The following is a 24507-nucleotide window of genomic DNA, read 5'->3' as shown; positions in this document are numbered from 1 at the left end:
AGCACCAGTTTAACGCAAATCAAATCTTTTTTGAAATTAGCATTCTGAAATGATCAACTTCATTCGTAAACTCTCCAAGAACCCATGCATACTGGTTCTTATCTTCATAATTCCGGTAGCCGCGCTCCACTATCATACCCAGGCGCTGCCAAATTTTATATATCGAGATGCGGATTAACTCATTATGCGTAAATTCTGTTTTCCCGTAGCCTTCAAGAAAAGCCTCGCAGGGATCGCCAAAATCGTGAAAATCATGATTCATTAGCGGATCTCCGTACAGAACGGCCGCATAATCAATAAGTCCCTGTAGCCTGTTCTCTTTCACCATGAGATTGCCATCCCATGTATCCGTATGGATATAGCATGGCACTTTTACTTCATTCAACCCGTCGCGCTCTGCCTCTATCAAAGCAAGGAGTTCATCATGACTTATGCCCGGTACTTCTATCTCTTTGTCTGAAGCATCCTGCAAAAGCATACGAAATAGAGTAAGAATGAAGTCGCAGTTATTGTCTCGATACGTCTCAGGCATGACCGGAATTCCAAAGGATTCCGCTTGAAGTGAACTGATCTTTCTGCAAATGAGACCGATCTGCCTTTTTAGTTCGAATATGAATTCCTTTGGAGGCTTCTCCGCCATGGTCATGAGAGGAGTCCCTTCCATGAAACTCATAAAAAAATAAGGCGCACCGCAAACGTCATCGGAAGTATCGAGATAGATCAACTTAGGAGCGGGAATATCGATTTTTTCTTCAAAAATCTTAAGCATGTTTGCTTCATTCAAAATACTATCTTTCTCGTGTCTCATCGTGATCACAGATGGATCTGGGGCAATTTTCAGAACCAACTTTAGGACATCCGCTTCCACCAGATAGACGGCATTACACATCCCGCCGCCAAGTTCTTTCGAACGAAAACTCCTAACAGACTTCCCCAACGCCCGTTCCGCCATAATCCTCAGTATTTCCTCTGTCTGCTGAAACTTTGATGACGACCGTACAACTGTTTCATTTGTGCCAGACGCCTTCATGTTATCGTTTTGCATATGACCGCCTCCTCCATATTAATACCATTTTACAATGGGATTAGGAGAAAGAATTGCTGATTCCTTGCATAAAATTACCAAATATGCTCATATCAGAGTCATCTACAGAAAGGGATTTTTGTCGTCGAATACCTCTTGCAAAATGACGATAGGATCTGAAATCAGGCCGTATTTCTCGTCCTCCGGATAGGTAACGGCAATGGTTGGGTTGGGACCGGCATATGCAAGGACACTCTCCATCGAATCCCACTTCGTACATAGAAAAAAATGGGCATATTCTCCTTGCTCCACAATTTTCAAATAGGCTCCCTTGTTTCCCTTAATTGCCGAGGTATCTTTTACACCCGTTTCCATTTCATACTTTTCAAATGCATCCTTCATTTCAATCGGAACTAACCCATGCCACGTTCTTGCTATCATTTTTCATCCACCTCTTCAATTCTACCCCTCAGATTCACTGGGCTTCATTCGGTGCTAATGGAACAGATCTACTCATATTCTTAAAGGAAATCAAATAGAAAGGAGGTATAAGCAGTTGCAAAACGTTAAAGTAAATTTACGCCCCATTGTGAGTAAAATCAACTTGCCCACTGTTTTAAAAACGACGTTCCTCCCAGGCGACACCACTGAACGGCTATTTATTGCAACCCAGCCGGGAGAAATCTTTTACATAGGAAACGGAGTAATCCGAACGTTTCTGGACATCCGCGCCAGAATCTTGAAACTGGGCACTCCCGGCGGCAGATATGATGAGCGCGGTTTGCTAGGACTTGCGTTCCACCCTGCATTTTATTATAACGGCTTATTTTATATCCATTATTCAGTAGCCGGTACAGAGGGTCCAAGCGCTCTAACCGGACCGTTTAAGCCTAACCCCTGTGATCCTGAAACACTGAACTTAACGTGGACAAATCGGGAAACCCAATATAACCATATTGATACTGTGGAGGAATGGAGTTTACAAACGAATGGCCAACCGCGAAAAAGGCGCACCCTACTCAATTTAAGAAGACCTTTTTTAAATCATAATGGCGTGAACAGCCTGAACATTTCACCGGAGACAGGAAAACTCGTTTTAACAACCGGAGATGGCGGAGCAGGCTATGATCCCTTCAATTTGAGCCAGGATGATATGGAGATTGCCGGTAAAATAATCGAAATAGACGTAAATAAATATCCATTTATCGAGAATCCGCCCGTCGTTACCCGTTTTCACGAACTCCCTGCATCCGTTCAAGGAGCATTGGCGGTTATAGCCAAAGGGATCCGCAATATATCCGGCATTTCCTTTCAAAGGATTTCTCCCAATCAATACGTCAAATATGTAGGGAATGTCGGGCAGGAACAGGTGGAGTCGATTTTCTCATTCGTCACGTACAAGCCAATACCGGTTACTCAGCTTGTTCAAGCTTCATTATCGCATTCTAGTGCGGAACACAAAGATATGATCAACTTTGGCTGGCGGGGGTGGGAGGGCGTCTTCCCTACTTCAATAAAAAAGGGCTGCTCTGCAAATCCGGCTTTGGACGAGAGAACCCTTGCTTATTACAATGAAACCGTAGCAACATCCATTCATCGAATGCCGCCATTATTAAGTTATTTTCACGACGATTCCCGCCCAGGAAAATTTGGAGGTACCGCACTGACAAGAGTCATGCCCTATATGGGGAATGAGCTCCCCGAATTGGCGGGATGCGTTGTGTTTAGCGATCTTCTTCGAAAAGGCTCAACTCCGGCTAAGGGTGTGTTAGCTTATACCAGAACGAGGTCCGATTGTAAATTGAACGATTATGATGTAATCGAGACCGATTATCCCTTCGGTTCTCAATCCGCTCTTTTCGTGAGCTTGGGAGCGAATCTCAATCAAACCAAACTCTATTTAGGGGTTTACGGCTCTATGAATGTGACCGATTTTAACCAAGGCACTGTTTTTGAAGTGGTCCCGTGAATTCGTTCTAGAATCATACCAACCAGTATAGATTTTCTTCATTCTCATCAAAAACGTTCATCCCGCATTTCGCTGCAACTCTCTGAGATGGGAGATTAACCTTTTCAATTTCCGCCATAACGGTAGAAACGCCTTCTTGCTGTTTTGCCCATTCTATAATCGTTCTGATTGCTTCTGTTGCATATCCTTTATTCTGATACTCATCAGAAATTCCGTATCCGATTTCAACCTGTCCCTTATCGTTGGCAGGCCCTTTAAAGCATATTCCGCCAATTGGTATAGAATCAGTTATCTGCACGATGTCCCATAAACGAAACCACAGTAAATCTTTTTCATGAAACTTGCCAGTTTGGATAAGCGCTTTATGATAATCGTATGCGTTAACAAAATCCTGTGCCAGTTCATTTCCATTTTCTTTTGACTGACACATGTCTTCGTATGTCAGGCACACGAGTTTTAATCTGTTCGTTTTCAAAATGTCCATATCAAATACCCCTTCCGATTTACATCTGGATGTCTTCAGTGACCTAATGGTCATACTAATCCACCCTGTCTTCCAATATTTGTACCTTCGACCATATTATCAATAAAACCATTTCCTCATAAGTCTCTGTTTGATTATAGCCAAAATTTCCTTTTCCATTTTTTTAGGTGTGACCTATTTGATTGATGATCTTCCGTTTCTGCTGCTATCCTACTTCAGGAAGTAAAATGATATCCTGTGCAATATTTTTGTACGAATCAAATGGAAAAGGAGTTAGATGTATGAAAAGAATCGTAACACTGAGCACCCGCAACCTGACAGATACCGCAAAACACGGTGGTTGCGGCGCATGCCAAACCTCTTGCCAATCCGCTTGCAAAACATCCTGCGGCGTTGCAAACCAGCATTGTGAAAATGCAATGAACAAATAGGTTGGAGTTTTCACTGCCCATTGCTTTGTCGATGGGCTTCTATTTTTTAATTACCGTTTGACCATATAGATTAAAGGAGCTTGATTCGCAAGTATGATTCATCAATATCGACTGAACGGCTACAACATCGTACTCGACACCTATAGCGGCTCGGTGCATGTTGTGGATGACCTGGCCTATGAAATCATCGAGCTCTTTGAGCAAAATTCTCAGGAAAAAATATTGGCGATGCTGCAGGAAAAATACGAGGGTGATTCGGACATTACCGCAGAGGACATTCGCGAAACGATCGTTCAAGTGGAAGAGCTTAAAAACACGGGGCAGCTTTTTACAAACGATGCGTATGAGAATCTCTCCATGGATTTGAAAAACCGGAAAACGTACATTAAAGCCCTCTGCCTCAATGTCGCGCATACCTGCAATCTATCCTGCGACTATTGCTTTGCCAGCCAGGGAAAATATAACGGTGACCGTGCTCTCATGAGTTATGAGGTTGGACAAAAAGCTATCGATTTCCTGCTGGAGCATTCGGGTCATCACCGCAACCTGGACATCGACTTTTTCGGCGGAGAACCGCTTATGGCCTGGAACGTGGTCAAACAGATTGTGGCGTATGCAAGAAGCAAGGAGAAAGAATACAAAAAAACGTTCCGCTTTACCTTCACCACAAACGGCATGCTGTTGAACGATGAGGTTACCGAGTTTTTGAATCAAGAAATGTACAACGTCGTACTGAGCTTGGACGGTAGAAAAGAAATTCATGACCGGCTGCGCACAACCCTTACCGGCAAAGGCAGCTATGATCATATCGTTCCGAAGTTCCAGGAGTTTGTCCAAAAGCGCGGCGACCGGGAATATTATGTACGGGGAACCTACACCCGCAACAACGTCGACTTCACCAACGACATTCTCCACATCGCAGACCTCGGTTTTGACAAGCTCTCGATGGAACCGGTCATCGGCGACAAAACGGAACCCTATGCACTGACCGAGCGGGAACTTCCGGACATTTTCAACCAGTACGAAATTCTCGCAAAAGAAATGATTGAGCGCGGGGAGCAAGGCAAAGGGTTTACTTTTTATCATTACATGCTAGACCTCTCGGAAGGCCCTTGCATTCAAAAACGGATCACCGGCTGTGGTTCGGGAACGGAATATCTCGCGGTTACGCCTTGGGGCGAACTTTTCCCTTGTCACCAATTCGTCGGAGATGAAGCATTCAGCATGGGGAACATCTGGGATGGGATTACAAGATCTGACTTGCAATGCCAGTTCAAAGAGAGCAACTGCTACTCTAAGCCGGAATGCAAAGATTGCTGGGCCAAACTCTACTGCAGCGGCGGCTGCCCCGCCAACAACCTGCATGCCACGGGTTCCATCAACGGAGTTGATCGCTTCAGCTGTGATATCTTCCGCAAACGGGTGGAATGCTCCATGATGGCAAAGGTTGCCGAGTCGATCCGGGCGATGGAAAACAGTTAATCAAAAGGCCCCTCGTCATAGACGAAGGGGCCTTATTTTTAAGCGAACTTCAATCTATGTTTTCCATTTCTGCAAGTCCACCGTTCTATCGCTTTTTGATGGGATGCCGGATGACCGTCTTCATCTTTTCAGGGCTGCACTTGCGGGGATCGCTTAAATAAATTTCATGATGGTACCGTTTATCGGAAATATCCGTTTCATAGCCATTCATCACGATAAAGTCATCCATCTTTCGTACCGTTTCTGGTTCATCATCAAAGAGACCGATATGCATGCATTGAACGCATAAGCCCTCCTCATAGGTCAAAAACTCAACTTTTGAATAATCTTCTTTCTTCTTTCGGGTTGCTTCCGCAATGGCCCAGTCAAAATCTTCCTTCATTACGAAATCGGGAAGCCGGATGATGGAAATCCACTGAAATTCATTTTTTCGGCCGTAATCGACACCTTGAACGTCTTCCATCCACCAGAACCCTTCCAATGGCGGAACGACATATTCATAGTAACCATCTATTTTATATGCGCCTTTATAGCTCATCTTAATGGTGTAAGCTATTCCATAGAGAAGATTCGCGGCCTTTTTATATTCGCCCTCATCATCATTAGGATCCCCTTTGCCACGAACGGCAATGAAATTCATCAGCGGGATTTCAATGATTTCCGGCTTATCTTTTGGGAGATAAAATTCTTTATACTCTTTTTTGTAGTCAAACGCCATTGCTATCACCTCAACGAAGGAATTCAATTATATGGTTAGTTAGGCCCGGTTTATGAGCTCGGCAATGCTCTCAAGCGTCGGAGGATTCAAGGCGAGCGGAAAGCGGCTGCACACTGACGCTGCCGTCGCTGCCGCGAATTTCACGATATCCTCATCAGGCATTTTCTTGAAAACACCGTAAATGGCACCGGCCTTGAAGCTGTCTCCTGCTCCCAGCGTGCTTTCCACCTTTACCTTGTAGGGCGTGATGCGACGAATGGGTTCGTTTTTTCGGCCGTACATAATTTTTCTTGAACCGAAGGTGAAGATAACAAGCCCGTCGGTGCTGTCTGTATAAGTTTTGAACACATCATCCGCATTCTGATCAGGATATGATCTCCTCAGAAACTCGCTCGACACGACATTTACCTCGCAGTACCGATGCATAACGGTTTCGGGGCGGCAGTCGATGGTAACATATTTCTTCTTAAGCTCATGGCAGATTCGGGCGGCAAGTTCGGATTGCTCCATGAAAAAGGGGTCAAGCCCCACGACATCCGCATTCGCGATATCTTCTCTAACAGGAGTATTCCACCTTTTTACGGGGGCGGAAAAATAGGAGTTAAATGCACCAAAGCTGTTTCTTGTATGCCCGGCGATGATCACCATATCCTCTACGCCATCGAACGTCGGATCATCATAAACCGGCGTCATATCCACCTGGAATCGTCCAACGAGATGCTTTTGCAACAATTCTGTCGTTTTCCTCCCCTGATAGTTGCCGTCCACCTTGACGGAACACCCCAGAGATGCCAACACGATCGAGCAGCTCCCGGTTTCGCCTCCAGGTAAAACGTGACTCTCCCTGATCTCGCGGTAATCATCCGCTTCCGGAAAATCGTCCTTCAGCAAGTACATGGTCGTGACCAGCGTCATTCCATACAGATAAACATCATGCTTCTGCATCCCTACCCCACCTCAATCGGATTTTCATTTTTCCACGAATGCTGCTCCCACATGGATCTCTTTTCAATTTATCCCAATCGAGCAACTGGTACAAGGTTTGAGTTAGGGCTCCGTATCCGGTTTTAATATTGTTCGGTTTGTTCTTACGAATCTTGATAGCGATGCAGCTTTAACATGACTAGCCGGGCGATAGGTTGTGCAATCCAAGCTTCCACGAAGAAAGAAATAGCGAAGTTACGCGGCCATTTGTAAAAAAACAAATGAATCGGCTCCATGCTGATATGACGGCTCCCAATCCAGGTGCCGATAACCGTCAAAAGAATGGACATGAGCAATACCGAAAAAACGACGTTAACCATCATATGAGCACCGAAGCTATCCCCCTTTTTCGCAACCCGGGAAGTCAACCATTCGGCAGGTTTATAGGTAATCAATACAATCGCTACAACGGCAAACCAAATAGACGGAATCACCTTCATCGTGTCACCCCAAGTATCCATGGAAAAGCCCACTTCAAAAGCGGTAATTAGCGGGGCAATCATGTTGACGGAAATGACTGAGATGACAGCCATAAATAGCGCAAATTCCTTTTTGTTACGCGGCAGCTTCATGTAAAAATCCATATTTCTCTCCTCCTGATTTTGGTATTTGGAGCAAAAAAATAAGCACGAGACTTTAAAGAAAAGTCCCGTGCTTATCCATTATACGCACCAAATATTCAAGTTTATCTACGTATTATAAGCGAAAAAAATTGAAAAAGCCAATGTCTCTATTAATCCTTATACGGATCGATCTCGTCCGCTCCCGCCATGCAAACTCCGATCGGCTTCAATACATGCAGCACCTCAATCGTTTCCGCATGGGCATCCAACACGTCTTGGAGCTTCCGGTATACAAACGGACTTTCATCGGTTCCCGCACCACGCAATTCAACGACGAAATCACGGACGGCTTGGGTCATTTGCTTCATGGAGATCTGTCCGCCGGAACGGGTACGGGTTTTCCAGTTCATCTTCCCAGCCGCTTGGGTACGGCTCATGATCCGTCCGGCTCCATGCACAGTGCTGTAGAAAGAATCGCGGTTCTCAGCCGTATTCTTACCTCGCACGATGACAGAAATATCCCCCATGCTCCCTCCGATGAAACCCAGTTGGCCCGGTGCCGATGGTGTCGCTCCTTTCCGGACGACAATAGCATCTTTCCCGTTATGCGACTCCTGCCAGGCAAAGTTGTGGTGATTATGTACTTCGAAGGTGCACTCTGCTCCGATGATCGATAATACTTGTTCGATAACATAATCCCGGCCGGCATAAGCGTAACGTCCCGCTAGCTTCATGGCACGGTAGTACATGTCGCCAAGCTCACTATGCAAATCGAGCAGCACTGGCGGCTGATCCATGCTTTCTCCCGGTGCATTGGCGAGAAAGTCGCGTCCGGCAGTCAAGTTGAGGAATCCGCTGGCCGTTTTGTGGCCGAATCCCCGGCTTCCGAAATGATTCCCGATCCATAGCTGGCCCGTCCCCGCTTCCTCGAACAAATCGACGAAGTGATTGCCGCTGCCGACTGTACCCAACTGATCCCGGGCCAATGCCTTCAGCTTGTTATGAACATCTTTTCCAACAGCGGCGTATACGGTCCAATCCGGATCATCGAATAAATCGTGATCCACTTTATCACTGTTTATGCGCCCAACGCCGAAAGAAATGTCTCGTGCAATTCGATCCATTATGGCGGACAAGCGCGGTTTAATATCTGCCGCGTAGAGATTCGTCCGAACCGCTTTATTGCCGCAAGCGATATCGTAGCCGACACCAGACGGTGATATCTGCCCGTCATATACGATGACACCACCGATTGGCTGACTATACCCTTTGTGATGATCTGCCATGAGCAGAGCTTGCACCACATTTCCATGCTCCGCGCATGTTTTGGCCTGGGACAGCGCATCCGGTTGCGGGGTTCCCCAAACCCGAACGCCTTGTATGGTTTGATAAGCCATTTTACTTGTTTCACTCCTTACATTACTTTCGTTACCCTCCGAACATCAACCCCAAACCTCCCGCAGGGTTGCCCGGAATAAAGAGTCGAGATGTCCATCCATCTTCCGATCGGTCGATTTCATAGCTGCTGCGATTTTCTCCAGTTTTTGAAGACGATCTTCTAAATAATCATTGATGGGATTCAACCTGGGCTCGTAGTCCAACTCATCGCCTGCTTTCTTCCGGGCAAGCAATTGCTGGATGATGTGCCATAGCTCTTCGTCTTTTGGAATCAGCCTATCGACTAGAACATCAAATTCCATCGGAGGCATTTCGTTGAATCTCTCGATCCACTCACAGGCCAGAACTGGCCGCAGCACGTAAAAATACTTCTTGATCTTGACCCGATCTCCCTGCAAATACATCCGGTAGTTGCCTCGAGCCATGTTGAGATAGTGATACATACACGACTTTGGTGAAAAAGTCAGCGGAGAAATTTCCCGAAGCTGCTTGGCTGCACCGTGTTTTTCGGCGTAACGAATCGGCGACTGCAACCACTCCAGCAAAGGCGGGTTGGATTTGCGGTAAAGGTTCAGCGCTTTTCTCAAATCCCAACCGCTGATATCGAGTTTTTCACTGATGGGCCGTTCGATAACATCCCGCTTATCAAAGATGGACAGATACCAGTCCGGTTGCCTGATATAAATGAAACGAACATCGTAATCACTGTCCTGCGAGGGAAATCCCCACGCCCGACTTCCCGATTCGCATGCATAAAGGATACGGATCTGCTCTTGCTGCTCCAAGAAATCCAGTTGTTCCGTTATTACTTTTTGTATAGCTTGCATCTATTTTCACCTCAACTTCCGTAAAACGAGGGCCTCGGCCAATCTCTTATTTTCTCAGCTTTAAACCTCAGCCCCCAAATCCATATCTTCAATTTGTTGCACCATCGACTCATAGCCCTTCGCTGACTGCGCGATGTAACTCAGCACCGTATCACTCCAACCATATATGTAGAACGTGTTAGGATCTTGCGGAGGAACCATGGCGCTACGGTAAGGCGCAATATCAATGATGAAGGCTTTGACGGCAGGGTTCACTTTGTCACGGTATTTTTGCAACGCCACATAAAACGGGCTCCCGCTGTTTTGTTGTTCGTCCGTGATGATGACGATTTGATCGACCTTGCGCCCCTCGGCTAACAGCTTCCGTACCGGAGCTCCGGTATCCGTGCCGCCCCGGGCTTGAATCCGGTCCGCTTGCGTCAAAATACTGTCCCGGCGGGAAGGCTTGGCATCCTCTACCGCGGTATCAAACAGCCAGAACAAGGAGTTGCCCCGCGTTTTTTTATACAAGGCAAGCGCGAAAACCGATCCGATCTGCAAGTATTCACCGTTCATCGATCCCGAGATATCAAGAAAGATGGCCGTCCGATCTTCAAGTTCAGGTAGGTTTGAAAATGTATACTCAACCGCATCCCGAAGCGCATCCTGTAACACCGGGTGCTGAACCTGGCGGAATGCTTTGGCGAAGCGGAAGGGCAAAATTTTCGCTTTTTGCAGCGCGCGCTGGTCAGTTATCCGGGAAACGACTTTCTCGAGATGATAACGATTCTCCAGTACTCCAGACCTTTCAAGAGCGTTCAAGTGACGTAAGAGCGCAAAAGTCGGCATCTGGTCGATCAAAGCTTCCCATACTGCTTTGGTCGGTTTCACTGCACCGGTTACAACCTCATGGGGCAGTCTGCCGGATTCGATCCAATGCAGTTGTTCCGCCTCGGTAGGTGCCTTTTTCATTTCTTCGAACGCCATAACTTGAGGGAGCAGCGACAGGTTTGCTTCATGACCGCGTAAATAACGAAACAGCGCTTGTTGTTTCAAATCAGTGGGCTTCGGGTGAGCCGTCGCAATGGCATCGCCCAGATTGTAGCCCCTGCCGCGACCATTGTACTTGATTGCCCAGTACTCGGACATACCGCTCAAGAACCGGTTCACTTGCCGTTTCACCGCCCGGCCGCCTTCTCCTCTTCCCATTCCTTGCAGGATCGTCAAGAAGTCAGTTAAATCCGAAGGGGTCCGTACAACCTGCAAGAAAATTTTAGCGAACAAATCCGGACGAACCATCGACAAAATCGCTAAGCCGTACAACGGCTGCAGCCTCATGTATCCTTCATTTCTTGCATAGACAAGCGCTTTGGCCATGAACTGCGGATTGCTTTGCACCATTTCGTGGTGCAACCCATCCGCTTCCGACAACAGCTCTTGCTGGTCTGCATAGAACGTATTCCCGAATGTATTGGTTACCAGCGTTTGCACGTATTGCTCTTCCGCAGAGCGAGCATATGCTGGATAGCCGTCTCTGTTCTTGATTGTCGGCCTTATAGCCGAAAATAGTTTCTTTGCGTAACTCATCGGTATTGCCTCCTTAATTGGAAGAGCGAGGAAAAAGAACTGAGAAGGCATGCGGTAGGCCGGTTATCCGCCCATACCACCCCTATACTTTTTGACGAAGTAGCCCTCTCATTCGCCTCGCTCTGAAACCTTTATGGGATTCGTTGAGGAAAAAGCCGGAAAGGTACGTGCTGCTCTACCATCTGAGCTATCCCACCTAGCGGCGGGAGTTGGACTCGAACCAACGACAAGCCGATTAAAAGTCGAAGTAACCCTTCCATGCGCCTCAACAATCCGTTTTTCTTTTCATTCGTAACGCTTATCTCTGTTTCATGCTCCTATCATCGCTCATCCTCGGTTTTCCGAACATGGCGGAAGTATGCCGACGGGAAAATTTTATCCGAAAACCGGAGATGCGGTTTTTACCCCAGCACCTCGATATGGAGTCTTGGTAAAACGGTTGGAAACGGATGATGCCACGATTGCTTCCGGTTTGACTCTAGCCGATAGTCCCATTGCTTCAATTCTTCCTACCAAATCCGCTACTAACGCCGAAGTCCGGTTTCGTTTCGCATCCGTACCTGCATCGATATCAATAAACAGCTGCAAACCTGCTTGCTGATAAACGTACGGCATGACGATGTCTTCGAGACGAGCCCGTTTTTCATGGTCAAAATACATCGCGATTTCCTGGCTGAACGTCGTTTCCAGACTGAGTTTTTCTTGAAGGGATTTGATCTCGCGGGGAATGATGACTTGACGATAGCAGAACCATGCTCCCCGGCCAGGCCGAATAATAACTATGGAAGTAATGAACTTCGTATGTCCTGTATGCACCTGAGCATCCGTTCCAATCACCAATTGGTAAGACGCGCGCGGATCGATTTCCATAAAGCTCCGAATTCGGTAAAACACTTCGTTCAGCGTCAGTTCTCGTTCCATAACGTTGCGGAATAAGGTTTCGTGAATCATGGGGAGTTGTCGTCTTTTCATAAGTGTCACCTGTGACGCAAGGTTGGCTTCTTCCTTTCATAATAGAGTTTGACAGGATACAACCCTATAAAGATTTGGAGGCGTGGACGGGGCTCGAACCCGCAAATCCGGACTTGAAAGGCCCGTGTGTTCAACCAGTTTCACCACCACGCCAAGTGTTGGTGGGTCCAGAAGGAGTCGAACCTTCGGCCGACCGCTTAAAAGACGGTTGCTCTTCCATCTGAGCTATGGACCCATATGTTGGCAGCCCGGGCAGGATTCGAACCTGCGTTGGATGAGTCAAAGTCATCTGCCTTGCCTCTTGGCTACCGGGCTTAAGTTTGGGGAGGCCAACCAGAATCGAACTGGTAGTCGCGGAGTCACAATCCGCTGCGTTAGCCATTTCGCCATGGCCTCCGAATCATGATGAGCTACCCTATTTCCGTTCAACTCCTACAAGACTGCAGGAAATCAGCTGACGCGGCTGCTGGATAGCCCGACTTTGGTAAGAAAAAAGACCCCTGTTGCCTCAGATCCTTTCCCATGGCATTTTGACCATAGAAAAAGACCGCTCGGCACCAAGCAGTCTTTACGTGAACGCATATGCAACTCTATCACGGAAGGAGTTAGCCTGAAGAATAAAACCGACTAACCGAACCGGATTTGCGTTTGTAAAGATTGCCTCTATAAGATTGGGTGAAGAAGTCATGTAAATCGTTTCTCTCTAGCTGATTTTTAATGGACTGTTCTTCGTAAACGAACTCTTTTATCATTGGAAATCGATTCATTTCATGCATGCTTCTGCACTCCTTTCTTGGAAAATTTAAAGTAGTAAACGGAGGAAAAGGGGTTGGAAAGGCTTTTGCACGCTTCATTCCCTTTGATGGGAACGGAGCGGATTGGATTCGAACCAGTTTATGCCACCGAAGTATCCCTTCCAGGCGCCTCCGTGATTTTCGTGAAATCTGCGCCTCACGGCCTCAGCTTCATAACATGATTATCGTCGAAACGATAACCCGCGAACAGGGCGAAAGTATGGCGAAGAAAAAGAATGTCTAAAAAAATACCATTTCCACCAGTTCCTACGATTGATAAAATGAAGAGGATCCGGATTCAAAACCGTTTGGAGGAACGCAAGTGGCTCGGGAAAGCTTTGATAAAGAAATTCAATTTCTTCGCATGCTGGCATTAGCTGGTGGCGCCTATAACCGGCAGCAATTCGCCGAAAGGCTCGGCATCTCCATACATACGTATGACAAAACGGTGCGAAATCTCAAAGAGATGTTCAACACCTTGCATCATAATCTCTCGAAAAAGCAGGGAACGGAGCTGTCCGAAGGCTTGCGCTACAATTATTATGAGTCCGCCGATCCACTGCTGCTCTTTCTATATCGGGCGAAATCCCTGAAAGAAACGGAAAGCACACGCCTAACCTTACTATTGACAGCGCTCCAAACTCAGGAGATGACAGCCAAAGACTTGCAGGACCTATGTGTCGAGGAAATGCCCGTAGACTATCCGCTTCCCGATGAGAAAACGGTGCGTGGAGACTTGAAGTATTTAGAAGAAGTCGGCGTTATCGTTCGCTTGGATGATAAACGGCCGTATAAATACAAAGCCGCAAATGATTTAATCAACCTTTTATCCGATGATGAGCTCTTGGATCTTTTCGATTATGTGGATGTCATGGCCAACACGCAAGTACCGTCGGTACAAGGCTATTTGTTGCGCGACACCTTAAAAAAGGCACTGCGTAAAAAAAGCGTTCATCCGGATGCAACGGAAACCCACCGGTATAAATACCATTACCATTCGCGTATTCTTGATGAAGCGCACCTGTACACCATTTTCAAAGCCATTCAGCAGCGAAAAAGGTTGAGCTTTCTTTATCTGTCTCCGAAAAAAGGCAAGAACTATGCTTCCCAAAATACAAATCCTCTTTTTGAACGGGAAACGGAAGGCCATGTTCAGTCGATCCTTCCCCTTCGGGTTGTGTATGACCATCAGTATGGGCGCTGGTATCTAACCGGACATAATGCGCGGCTTGGTGTCGTGAAGTTCCGGATGGAAGGCTTGACTCAAATGGAAGAAGGCGAGGCCGTTACAGAAGAAGAATTCGCCCAAAGACTGAGTGTTCTTGAAGATCAGCTAAAATACAGCTGGGTCATCGATACGTTGCGTGCCGTAAAAGTTGTAGCGCGTTTCTACAACCCCGACCGATCCAAAGCCAATTTCGTTCGCGAGCGGGTAGAGGCGCAAGGGCAGTGGGGAACGATTTCGGAGGAATCCGATTCGTCATTTCTCTATGAAATAACCGTTAACGGGATCTATGAAATCAAGCCTTGGCTGCGAAGCTTCGGGTCAAGCTGCGAAGTGCTGGAACCCGCTTGGTTGCGGAAGGAATTTATCGCGGAGTGGAAGGAGATTCAGAATTACTATGAACCTGTTCGAGAAAATCTTTAATTACCAAATTATCTCGCGCCTCGACGAAGCAGGCTCCTTTGCGCTCACATCCCAGGAACGGACATGGCTAAAGACGATGCTGAATCACCCGGCATCGCTGGAGGCCTTTACGCCGGAAACCCTGAGCAAGCTATATCAGCTCCTTCAAGCCGAACCGTCTACCGAAATCCGCGGTATCATTATTGAAAAAGCCAAAAGCCAAGAACGGCAGGTTTACCATCCGTTGCTCCGTTCCATTCGCAAAATGATCATGCAGAACCGGGGAATTCGGCTCACCTATAAAATCAAGCATGGCGGCGTGAAGGCCAACCAGTCCGGTTTTCCCTATATGCTGGAATATAACATGGTCAAAAGGGAGTGGTACCTGCAGTGGTACTGCACCCGTAACCGCTCCCTGATGTCCACCAAGCTGCAAAATATCGTTTCCGTCGAAGAAACCATCTTGACCGAGGATCGAATCACGGAGCTTAAAGCTTTAATGGAGCACTTGCTTCAACAGCGTCGAGAACTGGCCGTCATTCAAGTGGTTCAATCCTACAATACGGAATTATCCCGCATTCTTTATGCCTTCTCCTGTTTTGAAAAAACGGTGACTTACGATGAAGCGTCCGATATCTACAGGGTCCATGTCACCTACCCCGCCGACGAAAGTGAGTTTCTTTTATCGAAAATCCGCTTTCTTGGTTTGCGGGTGAAAATCGAAGAAGGCGAACGCCTGAAGTCGCGCATGATGGAGTCGGCAACAAAGGCGTTGGCACGGTATGAGTCGTCATCCTCCTAGCCGTAGCTGATATAGACCATTGGAGACTTCGTCCAATCGATCTTTAATCAAAAGCACCTGCGAATAAGTCGACGGAATCGCGCGATACCCGTAATAAACACCCGCAAGACCTCCGGCAATCGCGCCGATTGTGTCGGAGTCATTGCCTAAATTGGCCGCTCGCTGCACGACTTCGCTGAAATCAGATGAGCTGAGGAGAATGTGCAGAACCCACCTAAAGGTATGGATGACAAAGCCGCTTGATTCACAATCCGGCGCTTCTTCAACTAACGACTCGTATTCCGATCCCTTTATCTCGCTCAAGATCGCCCTTTTTAGTTCTTCACCATGAAGAAGGCGAAAAGCTATCCGATTATAGATCACACATGCGTCATTGCACCGCTCATCGTAGTGGGTCATCTTGGACTGTATCCTGGACACCTGTTCTATATCAGAAAGACTTCGATAGGCTAATGCCACAGGAAGGCATCTCATTAACGACCCATTTCCGGCACTTTGACCCAGATCCAGATCCGTCAGGAAAGCCGCCTCAAACCAATTCCCTGTGTAGCTTTTAAAAACGTGGCGAATCGTGTTGCCGATATCTTTCGGTTTGGAACGATACCAATCCAAAAAAACGGCGTCCGATCGGCTCCATCGGATCAGCCGGATTTTCCAGGATGCCCTCTGCTATGCAAAGCGTCATCATGGTGTCATCGGTCACTTCCCCAGGCTCCAACTTCCAGACCCCGCCGCCGATGATATCTTTTAGGTATCCATATTGGGAACGAATCTCCGGGATAGTCAAAAATTCCGTCGTTCCTCCCAATGCATCCCCAACGACAACCCCATACATTACGCCTTTGATTCTATCGAGCAAATGTTCATCATTCATGTTGTCATCCCCCCTTCCTCTTTGTTTACCTCTATTTCCAGAATCGATTTATAATAATGGTCCAAATCCGCATGACTTGGAAGCCCTGAAACCTGCCCATCCCCTATTTCGATAACCGTCCATTCTCCACTAGTGGTCTTGGCAATATCCATTGTAAAAAACTGACTCGATATTCCCTTTGCTAACTCTATAAACGAATCCAGCTCTGGAATCCCTTGTTGATAAACCGCTTCATCCCAATACCCCATACACTGAACCAGCTTATGATGAAGGAAAAATAGCCGATACTCGTTCGATAACGGCATACCGCTTTTGGGATGCTTGGATAGTTGCTCCAGTTGAATATACTCGCGAATCACAATACCGCCATTTAACTCCGTGGCTTGACGATCAATGAAGGTTTGGATAACCTTTTGAACTCTTTGCTTGTCTGAGGCATCAGGTATGTAACATGCGTCTTCCCACTCGTGTTTTCTGGACTTTACGTAATCCTTGACAATGACTGGTTTGTTTTCAAATATACGAATCTTTTCAAACAGATCGTCAAACCCGTTTGCTAGTTCTCCTATTTCAAACCAAATGCTATGTGGAGTTACCTTTTTAATTACCTCATATGAATAAGGAAAATAGTGTCCATTTCTATATTCGGAGGGAGAGTTGATCAAGACGGCGTTTTTCCGCTCTAATGCGAGATATAACTGGTCGTAATCATGCGGCTTTATCATCCATCCCCTGTAGATGAATCTTTCAGGTATTTCGAATGTTGGAACCTGCTTAACTGCTTGGGCTAGCTCCCCCACTAAAACGGACTCCAGTGAGATCAGATAGACATCCATCCCTAACTTTCGAGCATATTTGTATTCTTGCTCATATTCTTGGTCAACAGCCTTGTTATTCAAAGGATCAGAGCAAAATAAGACCTTCATCCCAGTATCCTCCATGCCATTAAAAATATCATCCATCTCGTGTTTTCACTTCGACATCATTAAATACCGAAAAACTCCCTTGCTGTCTCCGTCGTAGCCTTCGCAACCTCATCCACCGATTTTTCGACGCATCGGGCCACAGTTTGCAGGATGTGCGGCAGGAATGCAGGTTCGTTCCGTCCATCTACCGGCTTTTCCTTCAAATCTCGCGGAGTCAAAAACGGTGCATCTGTCTCGATCATAAGGCGGTTCAACGGAATCCTTCGGACTAGTTCCTTCAAATGATTGCCTCTACGTTCATCGCAAATCCAGCCGGTTATCCCAATATGGAAACCCAATTCAAGGTAAGTATTAAGCTCATGTACTGTTCCGGTAAAACAATGAACAACGGCCTTCTTGACCTCGTTTTCCTTTAGAATCGAAGCAAAATCTGAAAAAGCCTCCCGCTCATGCAGAAATAACGGCATGTTTAACTCAAGCGCCAACCCCACTTGCTCCGTAAACCATTTGCGCTGTACGTCCCGCGGCGAAAAATCACGATTATAATCCAGGCCGCATTCTCCGATCGCTACTACCTGCGGAAGTGCCGCCAGTTCTTTTATTTTCGTGATTGTCTCTTCGTTGCAGTTCTTCGCATCATGGGGATGAACTCCTGTTGTAGCATACAACTTTCCAGGGTATCGCCCGGCATAACGGGACGCTTCTATGCTGTTTCTCAGGCTCGTCCCTGTAATGATAAGGGGCGTGACGTGATTTTCAGTCGCTCGTGCGACAACTAACTCCCGATCTTGGTGAAAGGATCGATGCATCAAATTGACACCGATATCAATGATTGGATTGCTCATGGTTCGATTGCTCCCCTTCTTGTGATATCCATACCGTGCAGCATGAAGACGGCATACCGTCTGCCAACCACACTTCATTCCCTGCATAATAAAAAGTAACGCCCAATTGTTTCGCCTCTATCGTATCTACCTTGAGTATGACTAACTCACCTCTTCGGCTTCCCGCCAGCGTAGCGAAATGGGTGCCTTCCGACAAGTGAACATACTGCCGGTTCATTGGACTCAGCCCTTCCTTCAAAATCGACGGGAGAGCTTTTTTGTTCGTGCCGTGATAAAGAACAGCCGGAGGTTCGCCTGGTGAATACTGGATTTTATCATGACTGTGACCGTACCTTGCTTTTATTCGATCGTGGGCGATCTCAAACCGCTGCTTATCCGAATTTCGGACCACCTGCTCAATATCTTCTCTTTTCACCCATGACCAATTAGGTTGGTTCTGAACAGCCTCTAATAACAAGCTAACCGGGCACGAACCATCCTCAGGATCTAAAACAATGCCATATTCCTCTGGGGTATGCCGGAGCATTTTGCTCATCCATTTGCTCAAATTTTTCTCCATGGTTTGATTTAACATCACTTTTCTTCACTTCCCGTAACTTCAAACTAAATTCCATTTCCTGTATTATAACCCTTTGTAATAACTGCGGGATGGGAAGATTCATTTAAATCCAAATGTTCCTTCTCCCATATAAAAAGAGTGTCCGAATCCCTCGAAGGATTCAGACACTCTAAAAAACGCTATAACCGCGGATCGATCTCCCGCTCCTGAGCGACTTCGAACAGCAAATTAGCCGCTATTTCTTTATACGTTTCATGCTCAGGCGCTATCTCTTCAAACGGAATGGCCAACATGCGCATCCCAAGTTGATACTCGTTAAGCGAGGTGCGAAGCTTTTGCTTCACATTCTTTGATAGCGGACAAGGTAGCTATCAAAGGCAGAGGGGGCACCATCCTGCAGCCCGGTATTGATTTGTTGGAGCATGCGGAGGACTTTCCAAAGAAGGGACCGTTACTGATTATTACGGATGGTTTCTGCGATAGATTAAGTATCCGCCGCGAGCATGCTTTCCTTATTCCGAAAGGACAGCATCTGCCGTTCGTACCAAGGGGCAAGGTTTTTCGGATGGAGTAGCCAGCGTTTTAATAGTCGTCTTCATTCAGCATCATCATCTATAATTAGAATTTTGCCTTTCATCTAGTTCACCAATCCTTTCACTGCTCATAGCATAAAACACAACCGATGGATTCATGCCTTCCGGCTCTACATTCGGTTAGGAGTCGGTAAACCAAGAACCGTGAGAGCATCTCCGATTGTTTCTTTGAATTTTAGGGTAAGCCAAAGTCTTAAAGGTATCTTATCGCTATCAGCTTTAAGGATTGGGCAAGTTGCATAAAAGTTATTGAACAATGTTGCGAGCTCATATGCGTAATTACATATCATGTTCGGGGAAAGTTCGTTACATGCAATAAATAGAGTATCTTGCCAAGTTGAAATGTGCCTAAGTAATGCATATTCTGCCTTTTCAATCTGCGCTATTTCATTAGGCAGACTAGGTTTCATGTTCATTTCAACTTCTGCTTTGCTTAGGATACTTACGGCACGTGCATAGGAATACATTAAATATACTCCTGTATTTCCTGTTACTTCTGTTGCCTGTTGGATATCAAAAACGACCTCTGTTAATAAACTAAAGCGAAGAAGATAGTAGCGAATAGCTGCAGCTGCAATGATTCGGCTAGACATACCATTTTTATCGGAACGTTTGTTTTCAATAATCACCTCCATGTGGTCAAGTAGATCGGATATCTTTATCCCTATTCCTTGTCTTCCGGACATTGCATATGATGCTCGGCCATCTGATGTATCAATCCCAAGTTCTCTTGCAGCCCCAGGACTTAACGATACCACTCCATAACTGACATGACGAAGCTTTTCGGCTTGATCTTCATACCCCAAGATTTCAAGCGCTTGTTTAACCATTGCTTGCGGGTATTCTTGCCTATGATCGATTACATTAATAACAATATCCGCCTTACCAAAAGATGAGTTGGTTCCATTTGCACTCGTAGTCCAAAGACCTTCTGAAAAACGTTTATACAAAAAGTCCTTTTTAAGTAATCCAAATTTCCAAAGATGATAAGCGATATCTTTAGCGGTATAGGTTAAAATGCCATTTGATCGAACTAATACTTTATCGATACTATGTTCTGATTCATTATCATCTACCTCAGTTGAAGCCTGTTTTAATACCCAGCACCCTTCCAACTTTCCTGAAGTTTCCCTATAAAATTGCGTCGTTTCTTTCAGTAAGTTAAATGCCGATGCCCAAAATCCTTCCCTTACAATATTGCTCTCCCACACTAAGAGGTCATAATGTATACCGAACTCATTCATTTCTTCGAGATGTTCACGCACAATTCGCTCGGCAACAAGTAAGCCAACCCATGATAAGTTTTCATTCCCTTCCTCCAGTGAATGTAGAACTTTTGTTCTTTGTTCAATTAACTGAGGATTACTTTCGTACTCCTTATTAACCCTAGAGTAAATGTCCCAGCAGAAATCACCAAAACGTAAGTGGTCTTTTTTATGGGAAGTGTTCAAGAGCCCTACAACCGTATCCGCAAGCTGATTGCCCAAGTCATCAATATAATTATGCACTTCGACATTATATCCTGACCTTTTTAAGAGTCGAACGATTGCATCACCAATACATGAGTTTCTCAGATGTCCGATATGGGCTGATTTGTTCGGATTGATGGAAGTATGTTCTACAACAGCCTTTTCACCTCTATTTGAAGGCAAAGTGAATTCCTTCAGAGCCCATTGACTCCAATCGATATACATATTTATAAAACCTGGATGTGCAACTTCGATCCTACTCATCATGTTCTCGATGTTTCCATCTTGCTCCAGCTTTGTTTTAAGCATAGTCGCTATTTGAAATGGCGGCTTTCTTAAAGCTTTGGCAAGTTGCATTGCAACATTCGTTGAATAATCGCCATGTTCAATGTGTGCAGGTTGTTCGAGATAGACTTTTATGTCATCACCATGGTTGATTCCTAGATCGTCAAACAGATTTTCCACAGACTTCTTGATATTGTTAATGATCAACTGGCTTATCATCTGAATAAACCTCCCCTAAAAAAATAAAGCCTCCATCTCAATAAAGAGACGAAGGCTTTTGCGTTCGCGGTACCACTCTTGTTGTTAAACATACGTTTAACCACTCGAAAAGATAACGGTCTTTGCCGTGACTTCCTACTACAGAATTCAGAAGTCATTCTCATGGGTCCGTTTCACTGTTCATCCAGTACCGGCTTTCACCAATCCCGGCTCGCTTTGACTTGAAATAACAGATACTCTCCCAATCCTCGAATTTGGAGTATTTTGTAAACATTATATCCAACAATACAACAAAGTCAACCTTAAGATTTAAGCGCATTAGGTTTATTTCAATGCAATATAAATATCAATGTCTGCATTTTCCAAATCACTATTGAGATATTCCTCGAAATCCCCAGTAAAGCTTCTGTTCAAATCCAATTCCCAGATTTGAGCCCATGCAGCTGCAACAGCAGTAACCACGTTACCGTGTACGGGAAACTTTGCATATTTTCCTCCAGGAATGATCTTTACAGTCAGCTCCTCGTTCTCTAGTTTTGAAACCTCACAGCCGGCAGTAACACAGTATTGATCATTTGAGTAATCAGAATAAAGCCCTATTGAATGCTCGTTAGTCTTGTTTTTGATTGCAGCATGTACTCCACCTAGATATAACCTTTCCCAAAGCCCACCAATAACCTCACCCATTTTAGGATCAGCATTTCCTGTAATTGCACTAACACCTACCACTGTTTTTTGCTCTAGATTTACGATCTCATAATTCATTATAAATAACCTCCATCTATTTGATATTGGCTATTATATTTTGTCTAATGCGACAGCTGCGTGTCATATTAAAGATATTGTTTCAAAGTGTTTTGGAGCTCATCTTTCACAGCATTCCTCACATCCAGTGGTTCTAAGACTTCACAATGACTGCCGAATGTGGCAATGTAGTAAAATATCCATTCACCCTTTGGATAGTTGATATCTACAATAAAACTTCCGTCCTCTTGCTGCTTATAGCTATCAAATTCATCATATACTCTATAAGCTACTTCAATAGATAACTTTAGTCTCAGTTTCACATACTCTTCCTGAAACACATTCTCCTCAGAAAAAATTGAATTTGAAACCTTCCTTTGAAAATTCTGCTCAGATATACAGAGCTTCCTGATTCGCCTTAACTTAAAGAAACGAAAATCACACCTCGACTTACAATATCCATATAAATACCATGCACTACTTTTGAAGCAAAGTTTTAATGGCTCTACTTCTCGTGCTGTCTGCTGCCCTTTTGAACTGGCATAGGCAAAATGAATGACTCGCTTTCCTAATATAGCAGACTTAATTGTATTGAATATCTCAGTCTCGTTCTGTTCGTCAGCCCAAGAAGAAAAATCCACTTCAATCCAGTCTGTATTGGATTCGCCAAATATGCTGTTAAGTTTATGAAGTGCAGTATTTGCTTTACTGAGATTAACAGCATTCATAGCTTTTAACGAAGATAGAATGTCTTCTTTTTCTTCAACTGTTATTACAGCCTTATTCAGTACAAAATCGGGTAACAGTGAAATGCCGCCACCCTTACCCTTGCTCATATAAACAGGGATTCCCGCAGCGGATAGCGTTTCAACATCACGATAAATCGTTCTTGATGAAACCTCAAACCGCTCTGCAAGCTCTTTAGATGTTACTGTTTTTTTGTTCAGCAGTATATATACGATTTCAAATAATCGGTTAATTTGCATTTCATCACCTTGTTTCAGTATATACTCATAATATGACATCATTAAGTCATATTTTCATAAGCAAAAGTCCCCTACATGTTACCCAATGGCTCTTTGACCCCAAAAAGCGCACAGAAGCCCGATTGATAGTGCCATTCCGCCGAACGTGACCTATCCAAAACAATGACATAGAAAAAGCTCACGTTATCTCAGCGTGAACTCTTTCGGATTCGATAAATAGTTAGTTATTTATAATAGGGTTTAGGCGTTCCCGTGTGTAATATCGATGCCGATGAAGCCACTGATTTCTCAATCGCATACTGTTAAAATTACTCAATTTCAATTCAACGTATGCTCGATGTGTGTTCTTATGGTTTTGTAAGGGCTACTCTAAATCCAAGGTCATCTATTTTGAAATCAGGCCATACTTTTCCGTCTAATCGTAGAACCGCAATTGTTTTCCACTTCAGCCCAACTGCCTCCCCGGAAGACTCTGTAGTTCCCGTATCTTTCGTAATCGTACATATCCCAGCACCATTCCCAAACATTTCCTATCATATCGTAAAGTCCCCATGCATTTGGAAGCAATTTTCCGACTTGTTGAGCTGCTCCATTGGAGTTCTCTTGATACCATGCAATCTTATCAATGCTTTCATACCGATATCCCTTGGTTCCCGCTTTACACGCATACTGCCATTCAGCGTCCGAAAGTAATCGAAAGCCATTCGCTTTTTTGTTATATATAGTGTTCTCACTTTCATTTGTGATTGTGTAGCATTCAGTCCTGCCAAGTATTCTGGACAATTCGTTGCAAAAGACAAGAGAATCTAACCACGAAGCTTCCGTAATTGGCAGGTTATTCACATTCGGTTCTACTTCTGCTCCATGCATGACAACATGATACAAATGTTGTGTTACCGGATACTTCATAACGTAGAAAGGTTCGATCATTTCAGTCCATGTAATAACCTTTCTATCACTTCCTCTACCAGGGTCTGATAAAGTGTAATCAGAACTAAGCCATTTATTCTCATTCACATAATCGCGCAATTCAACGGTCCCACCTTCTATTGGTACCATTAAATTCATTATATCTTTTAGAAAACGCGCGCTCTCACTTCCGTACTTTCCGATTGTCATTTTGACCCCCTGACTACTTCAATATTTACCTACGAACCATCAATATTACGCACTTCAGATGTACCATTTGTGGGAAGTGACCTCTTTGCCGTGGAATCGGTTATAAGAAATGCTTAAAATATAACTAAATTCGCTCTTTGTCCCATTGTTCCCACTCCGTTCAATAGCTTCACCTATAAGGTTTAATATTCCATCTCTAAAAAGAAAAACCCTTCCAAAGTAGGAAGGGTCAATACCGATACATCTT

At 45.2% G+C, this 24507-nt stretch carries 23 protein-coding genes, 5 tRNA genes, 1 pseudogene and 1 other annotated feature; of the genes and pseudogenes, 5 read left to right on the top strand and 24 right to left on the bottom strand.

Going from position 1 to position 24507, the window contains the following annotated elements:
• Positions 1–19: 19 nt before the first annotated feature.
• Both TJ79_RS08020 and TJ79_RS08015 read right to left on the bottom strand, forming a co-directional pair.
• Entirely contained in the window at positions 20–1045 is a 1026-nt protein-coding gene (locus tag TJ79_RS08020; RefSeq protein ID WP_040949770.1) for a phosphotransferase family protein, read from the bottom strand.
• Positions 1046–1147: 102 nt separating this feature from the next.
• Positions 1148–1465, bottom strand: a complete 318-nt coding sequence (locus TJ79_RS08015) for a hypothetical protein (protein ID WP_040949769.1) — start codon at positions 1463–1465, stop codon at positions 1148–1150.
• 115 nt (positions 1466–1580) lie between these two features.
• On the opposite strand from TJ79_RS08015, the gene TJ79_RS08010 reads away from it, so the two are divergent.
• Positions 1581–2993, top strand: coding sequence for a PQQ-dependent sugar dehydrogenase (locus TJ79_RS08010; protein WP_040949768.1), 1413 nt, complete (start codon positions 1581–1583; stop codon positions 2991–2993).
• Between the two features lie 13 nt (positions 2994–3006).
• On the opposite strand, the gene TJ79_RS08005 is transcribed toward TJ79_RS08010, so the two are convergent.
• Positions 3007–3477: a GNAT family N-acetyltransferase gene (locus tag TJ79_RS08005; protein WP_052339389.1), complete on the bottom strand. Its 471-nt coding sequence runs from the start codon at positions 3475–3477 to the stop codon at positions 3007–3009.
• 281 nt (positions 3478–3758) lie between these two features.
• On the opposite strand from TJ79_RS08005, the gene scfA reads away from it, so the two are divergent.
• Complete coding sequence (gene scfA / locus TJ79_RS26585) at positions 3759–3908, top strand: six-cysteine ranthipeptide SCIFF (RefSeq protein WP_081756779.1); 150 nt, start codon at positions 3759–3761, stop codon at positions 3906–3908.
• 93 nt (positions 3909–4001) lie between these two features.
• Positions 4002–5390, top strand: coding sequence for a thioether cross-link-forming SCIFF peptide maturase (scfB, locus tag TJ79_RS08000; protein WP_040949767.1), 1389 nt, complete (start codon positions 4002–4004; stop codon positions 5388–5390).
• Positions 5391–5475: 85 nt separating this feature from the next.
• On the opposite strand, the gene TJ79_RS07995 is transcribed toward scfB, so the two are convergent.
• The 12 genes from TJ79_RS07995 to TJ79_RS07945 all read right to left on the bottom strand — a co-directional run bounded on the left by TJ79_RS07995 (position 5476) and on the right by TJ79_RS07945 (position 12814).
• Complete coding sequence (locus tag TJ79_RS07995) at positions 5476–6117, bottom strand: GyrI-like domain-containing protein (protein WP_420319379.1); 642 nt, start codon at positions 6115–6117, stop codon at positions 5476–5478.
• 30 nt (positions 6118–6147) lie between these two features.
• Positions 6148–7053: a carbohydrate kinase family protein gene (locus tag TJ79_RS07990; RefSeq protein WP_040949765.1), complete on the bottom strand. Its 906-nt coding sequence runs from the start codon at positions 7051–7053 to the stop codon at positions 6148–6150.
• Between the two features lie 143 nt (positions 7054–7196).
• The gene (locus tag TJ79_RS07985; RefSeq protein WP_040949764.1) at positions 7197–7676 is read right to left on the bottom strand and encodes a hypothetical protein; all 480 of its coding nucleotides are present in this window, start codon (positions 7674–7676) and stop codon (positions 7197–7199) included.
• A 149-nt stretch (positions 7677–7825) separates the two neighbouring features.
• The gene (locus TJ79_RS07980) at positions 7826–9052 is read right to left on the bottom strand and encodes an RtcB family protein (RefSeq protein ID WP_040949763.1); all 1227 of its coding nucleotides are present in this window, start codon (positions 9050–9052) and stop codon (positions 7826–7828) included.
• 45 nt (positions 9053–9097) lie between these two features.
• Positions 9098–9880 carry a nucleotidyltransferase domain-containing protein gene (locus tag TJ79_RS07975; RefSeq protein WP_040949762.1) on the bottom strand — a complete coding sequence of 261 codons (783 nt, stop codon included), beginning with the start codon at positions 9878–9880 and terminating at the stop codon, positions 9098–9100.
• 60 nt (positions 9881–9940) lie between these two features.
• Positions 9941–11446: a TROVE domain-containing protein gene (locus TJ79_RS07970; protein ID WP_040949761.1), complete on the bottom strand. Its 1506-nt coding sequence runs from the start codon at positions 11444–11446 to the stop codon at positions 9941–9943.
• A 200-nt stretch (positions 11447–11646) separates the two neighbouring features.
• Positions 11647–11711, bottom strand: a tRNA-OTHER gene (locus tag TJ79_RS27120).
• A 110-nt stretch (positions 11712–11821) separates the two neighbouring features.
• On the bottom strand, positions 11822–12418 hold the full coding sequence (locus TJ79_RS07965; RefSeq protein WP_040949760.1) for a ribonuclease H-like YkuK family protein: 597 nt from the start codon (positions 12416–12418) through the stop codon (positions 11822–11824).
• A 75-nt stretch (positions 12419–12493) separates the two neighbouring features.
• Positions 12494–12571: transfer RNA gene (locus tag TJ79_RS07960), tRNA-Glu, on the bottom strand.
• Positions 12572–12577: 6 nt separating this feature from the next.
• Positions 12578–12653, bottom strand: a tRNA-Lys gene (locus TJ79_RS07955).
• Between the two features lie 6 nt (positions 12654–12659).
• A tRNA-Gln gene (locus TJ79_RS07950) sits at positions 12660–12733 on the bottom strand.
• Positions 12734–12739: 6 nt separating this feature from the next.
• A tRNA-His gene (locus tag TJ79_RS07945) sits at positions 12740–12814 on the bottom strand.
• 720 nt (positions 12815–13534) lie between these two features.
• On the opposite strand from TJ79_RS07945, the gene TJ79_RS07935 reads away from it, so the two are divergent.
• Together TJ79_RS07935 and TJ79_RS07930 are read left to right on the top strand one after the other, a co-directional pair.
• Complete coding sequence (locus TJ79_RS07935; protein WP_040949758.1) at positions 13535–14860, top strand: WYL domain-containing protein; 1326 nt, start codon at positions 13535–13537, stop codon at positions 14858–14860.
• Entirely contained in the window at positions 14835–15641 is an 807-nt protein-coding gene (locus tag TJ79_RS07930; protein ID WP_040949757.1) for a WYL domain-containing protein, read from the top strand. The genes TJ79_RS07935 and TJ79_RS07930 overlap by 26 nt, the downstream gene beginning before the upstream one ends.
• Here the strand turns inward: TJ79_RS07930 and TJ79_RS07925 are convergent.
• The 9 genes and pseudogenes from TJ79_RS07925 to TJ79_RS07885 all read right to left on the bottom strand — a co-directional run bounded on the left by TJ79_RS07925 (position 15630) and on the right by TJ79_RS07885 (position 24260).
• A pseudogene (locus tag TJ79_RS07925) lies at positions 15630–16476 on the bottom strand (ADP-ribosylglycohydrolase family protein). The gene TJ79_RS07930 and the pseudogene TJ79_RS07925 sit on opposite strands and share 12 nt — an antisense overlap.
• A gap of 35 nt (positions 16477–16511) precedes the next feature.
• On the bottom strand, positions 16512–17477 hold the full coding sequence (locus tag TJ79_RS07920) for an ATP-grasp domain-containing protein (RefSeq protein ID WP_238322886.1): 966 nt from the start codon (positions 17475–17477) through the stop codon (positions 16512–16514).
• 23 nt (positions 17478–17500) lie between these two features.
• Positions 17501–18286, bottom strand: coding sequence for a TatD family hydrolase (locus TJ79_RS07915; protein ID WP_040949755.1), 786 nt, complete (start codon positions 18284–18286; stop codon positions 17501–17503).
• Complete coding sequence (locus TJ79_RS07910; protein ID WP_040949754.1) at positions 18267–18860, bottom strand: RNA 2'-phosphotransferase; 594 nt, start codon at positions 18858–18860, stop codon at positions 18267–18269. The genes TJ79_RS07915 and TJ79_RS07910 overlap by 20 nt, the downstream gene beginning before the upstream one ends.
• A gap of 164 nt (positions 18861–19024) precedes the next feature.
• The gene (locus tag TJ79_RS27115) at positions 19025–19189 is read right to left on the bottom strand and encodes a hypothetical protein (protein WP_155987806.1); all 165 of its coding nucleotides are present in this window, start codon (positions 19187–19189) and stop codon (positions 19025–19027) included.
• A gap of 359 nt (positions 19190–19548) precedes the next feature.
• Positions 19549–21411 (bottom strand): arginine--tRNA ligase, encoded by a 1863-nt coding sequence (locus TJ79_RS07900; protein WP_040949752.1) that lies wholly within the window; start codon positions 21409–21411, stop codon positions 19549–19551.
• 41 nt (positions 21412–21452) lie between these two features.
• Positions 21453–21669 (bottom strand) — a binding site (T-box leader).
• A 66-nt stretch (positions 21670–21735) separates the two neighbouring features.
• Complete coding sequence (locus tag TJ79_RS07895) at positions 21736–22176, bottom strand: GyrI-like domain-containing protein (RefSeq protein ID WP_040949751.1); 441 nt, start codon at positions 22174–22176, stop codon at positions 21736–21738.
• A gap of 68 nt (positions 22177–22244) precedes the next feature.
• Positions 22245–23141, bottom strand: coding sequence for a helix-turn-helix transcriptional regulator (locus tag TJ79_RS07890; RefSeq protein ID WP_040949800.1), 897 nt, complete (start codon positions 23139–23141; stop codon positions 22245–22247).
• A 396-nt stretch (positions 23142–23537) separates the two neighbouring features.
• Positions 23538–24260: a formylglycine-generating enzyme family protein gene (locus TJ79_RS07885; protein WP_337588932.1), complete on the bottom strand. Its 723-nt coding sequence runs from the start codon at positions 24258–24260 to the stop codon at positions 23538–23540.
• Between the last annotated feature and the right edge of the window lie 247 nt (positions 24261–24507).

It is taken from the genome of Gorillibacterium massiliense (genome assembly GCF_000455485.1).
In the GTDB taxonomy this organism is placed as follows: domain Bacteria; phylum Bacillota; class Bacilli; order Paenibacillales; family NBRC-103111; genus Gorillibacterium; species Gorillibacterium massiliense.
Note: the sequence above shows the minus strand (reverse complement) of the source record. Positions and strands in the feature narration are given on the sequence as shown.